This window comes from Salipiger sp. PrR007, assembly GCF_010499845.1.
GTDB classification, from domain to species: domain Bacteria; phylum Pseudomonadota; class Alphaproteobacteria; order Rhodobacterales; family Rhodobacteraceae; genus Salipiger; species Salipiger pacificus_A.
Window position 1 is genome coordinate 1 of sequence record NZ_JAAGOZ010000069.1, and the last position, 3,508, is coordinate 3,508.

3 protein-coding genes are annotated in these 3,508 nt (G+C 66.3%); all 3 read right to left on the minus strand.

The genetic code is table 11. The annotated features are described in order from the left end of the window. Positions 1–128: 128 nt before the first annotated feature. From G0Q01_RS22215 to G0Q01_RS22225, 3 genes are read right to left on the minus strand one after another with little or no spacing between them, the layout of a single operon-like run. The gene (locus tag G0Q01_RS22215) at positions 129–506 is read right to left on the minus strand and encodes a hypothetical protein (RefSeq protein ID WP_235940326.1); all 378 of its coding nucleotides are present in this window, start codon (positions 504–506) and stop codon (positions 129–131) included. Then, positions 503–940, minus strand: coding sequence for a hypothetical protein (locus G0Q01_RS22220; protein WP_164196875.1), 438 nt, complete (start codon positions 938–940; stop codon positions 503–505). The genes G0Q01_RS22215 and G0Q01_RS22220 overlap by 4 nt, the downstream gene beginning before the upstream one ends. Next, positions 930–3,401 carry a PAS domain-containing methyl-accepting chemotaxis protein gene (locus G0Q01_RS22225; RefSeq protein WP_164213877.1) on the minus strand — a complete coding sequence of 824 codons (2,472 nt, stop codon included), beginning with the start codon at positions 3,399–3,401 and terminating at the stop codon, positions 930–932. The genes G0Q01_RS22220 and G0Q01_RS22225 overlap by 11 nt, the downstream gene beginning before the upstream one ends. Positions 3,402–3,508 lie beyond the last annotated feature (107 nt).

A 3,508-nucleotide genomic window follows, 5' to 3' on the forward strand; every position in this document is an offset into this window, starting at 1 on the left:
CGGGGCGGGGGACACGGCCTGGACCGGCCTGCGCGGCGCACTCGAGGCGGCCCGCCCCCGCGAAGCGCGCGGCGCGCGGCAGGCCGCCTTGCCGCCGCTCAATCCGGGTGGGGCGCTCTAGACGCCTTCTAGACGCCCTCTATACGCGCGTGTCCCTGAGCCAGTCGGGGAAGATCTCGGTCAGCCGCTCGCCGGAGACCGACGGGAAATGTCCGCTGTGCACGATCCGCACCGGCAGCCGCGCGGCGTTGCATCGAACGGATGTAGGCATCTGCCTTGGCGTGAGGGGTGTCTTCGGTCAACGGGCCGTCAAAGACGATGTCGCCCGAGAGCAGCACGCCCATGGCGCTGTCGACCATGACATCCCGCTCCCGCCCGCGCAGGGGCCAGATGTTGTAGCGGTGGAAGTCCTGGATGAAGCGCTCGTCAATCCAGGTAATGCCGGTGCCGACAGGGCGTTGGCGGTACCCGCCCTTGGGCGGGATGCGGCGTGGCGCGCGGGTCATGCGGCGGCCTTCGTCTCGGGACCAGGACCGCCGGGTTGCGGCCGAACCTGAACCGGTTCCGCCAGCAGGCCAAGCCCGACGAAGATGTTCATCACCACGCCCTTCTCTCCCAGCACAGCGCCCAGAAGGAGCGCATTCCGTAGGAGATCCAGAACGGCGGCACCGCCAGCAAGAGCGCCAAGCGCCGCGTAGATCGGCACGTCGGACGGGGCGTAGAGCGCGATTGCGCCAGATCGAACAACAGGCGGCCCCCAGGCGCCGGTCAGGCGCCCCCCGCGCGCATCGGCCAAATGGGCGCGCGGGGGCGGTACATCTGGGCGGACGGCGCCCAGCGCTGTCCCTGCCGAATTTGCGGACGCCGCCGCATTCGAGAGTATCTCGAGTGCGGCGGGCATCCGGCGCCCTGCCAACCGCGTGGTGGCGTCACGCGCCATCGGATTTTCCCGATCTGGCGATCACGGCCTTGTTCAGATCCGCGATCATCCTAACAACGACGCTCGACACGTTTTCCTGAGAGCTTGCGCAGTCCGCGATCGTCCGGATCGACTCCGCGGTGTGGCCCAAGGAATTCACGATCTGCTCGAAGCTCTGCAGGGCGCTGCGCGAGCGCGCCGTGCCCTGGTTGACCCGCTCGCCCGAGATGATGATGAGCTTGCCGATCTCCTGGGCCGCCTTGGAACTGCGCTCGGCCAGCTTGCGCACTTCGTCGGCCACGACCGAGAAGCCCACGCCGTGCTCGCCGGCGCGCGCCGCCTCAATCGCGGCGTTGAAGGCAAGAAGGTTCGTCTGGTTGGCAATCTCCGAGATCACCCGGGTGATCTCGGCAATCTCGGACGAGGATTTCTCGATGAGCTCGATCGCTTCGATCGCCGCGTTGAGGAACTCCAGCCCATCGCTGGCGGTCCGCGTGGTGGAATCGGAGGCGTCGAGCGAGGCGCGGGTGGCCTCGGAGATCTTGTTGATCGAGGCGGAGAGCTCGGCGACGATGCCGTTCATCCGGTCAGCCTGCCTCTGGATCTCTTGCTCGAGCGTCACCTGCTGGGTGATGTCCTGGGCACATTTCACCACGCCCACCGGCCGATTGCGGCTGTCGAGCAGGGGCGAATAGGTCGCGAGGATCCACACCTCGCGGCCGAATTTCCCGAGCCGCCTATAGCGGCCGGTCTGGAATTTCCCCGAGCGCAGGTCGGCCCAGAAGTCGCGGTATTCCTCGGATCGGATCATGTCCTGGTCGCAAAACATCGAATGATGCTGGTGCTGCACCTCGCGCAGCGAATAGCCCATTGTCCGCAGGAAGGTATCATTCGCGGTGATCACGTGGCCTTCCATGTCGAACTGGATCATTGCCTGGCTTCGGTCGATGGCGCGCAGCTGGTTCTGGGCGTCCAGTTCGTGACGCTTGCGGGCGGTGACATCCATGGCGAATTTCACCACCTTCACCGGATGGCCGGAGGCATCGAGGATCGGGTTGTAGGTGGCCTGGATCCAGACTTCGCGACCCTCCTTGCTTAGCCGCTTGTACTCGCCCTGGTGGTAGTCGCCCTCCGACAGCGCCTTCCAGAACTCGGCATAGCTGTTGGTCTTGGCGTAGTCCGGCTCGCAGAAGATCCGATGGTGCTTGCCGGAGATCTCGGTCTCCGCGTAGCCCATCAGGTCGAGGAAATTCCGGTTGGCGCCGAGCACCGTGCCGTCGAGCGCGAACTCGATCACCGCCTGGCTTCGATCGATCGCCGCCAGCTTGCCGCTGACCTCGGCCTGCTCCTGCATCGCGGCGGTGATGTCATAGGCGATCTGCAGCACCTTGGCGACCTTGCCCTCGCCATCGCGCACGGGCGTATAGCTGGCGCGCAGCCAGACGCTTGCGCCGTCCTTGCCCAGGTGCTCCAAGACCCTCGACTGCGGGCTGCCGGCCTTCAGCTTGTTCCACAAGTCGCGCTGATCCGGGCCCTGCGCCACTCGGGCGGGGAAAAGGTCGCGGTGCCGCCGCCCGACGACCTCTTCGAACTCGTAGCCGAGCGCCGCCAGAAAGTTGTCGTTGGCGTGCAGGATCACACCCGATGAATCGAATTCCGCAAGGGCGCTCGAACGGTCGAGCGCGCTCTGCATCGCGCGAAGATCGGCGCTCCGGAGGATACTCTCGGTGATGTCCTGGGCGACCTTGATGACCCGGTCGAGCTTTCCCTCGCGGTCCGGCACGGGGGTGTAAGAGGCCGCGATCCAGATCGTGCCACCGTCCTTGGTGCGCCGCTTGTAGGTGCCGGTGACGATCTCGCCGGCGGTGAGCCGGCGCCACAACTCGGCCTGCGCCGCATCCTCGGTTTGAGAGGGCGCGCAGAGGATGCTCTGGTTCTGCCCCAGGAGTTCCTCTGCGGCGTAGCCCGTCAGCGCAAGGTAGCAGGGGTTCACTTCCAGAATCGTCCCGATGGAATCGAATTCCACCACTGACATTGTCTCTTCCACGGCGGAGGCGATGCTCTGGGCGCGCCGGGTCTCGGTGGTTTCCTCGGTGGCGTCGCGCAGCACCAGAAAGACGCGTTCCACCTGGCCCGACTGGCCGAGCAGCGGCACCAGGCTACTGGTGACATGTCTGCAGCTGCCGTCGCCGAGGGGAAAATCCAGGCGGTGGCAGTCGCTCCGGCGTGCCGCGATGCTGCGCAGGAGCGGCGCGGTCTGGTCGGGCGTGGCGCTGAGCTCTGCCAGCGCGAGGCCGACAACCGCGCTCTCCGGTCTGGCCAGCATGGCGAGCGCGCGGGGATTGCACGACAGGATCGTCAAATCCGCGGTCAACTCGAGCAGGCCCTGGGTGGCGTTGATCGCGTCGAAAAAGCGGCTTCGGCGCGCAGGCCCGGACCGCGTGCCGATCAGCAGCACCTCGGCCGGTTCCGTGTCCGGCACGGCGATCATCCGGGCGGCGAGACGCTGGTCTGTTGATTTCCACCCAGAACTGACCCGGGAGAGCGCGTAATTTCCATTGAGATTTGACCCATGTGACCCTCCCCGCG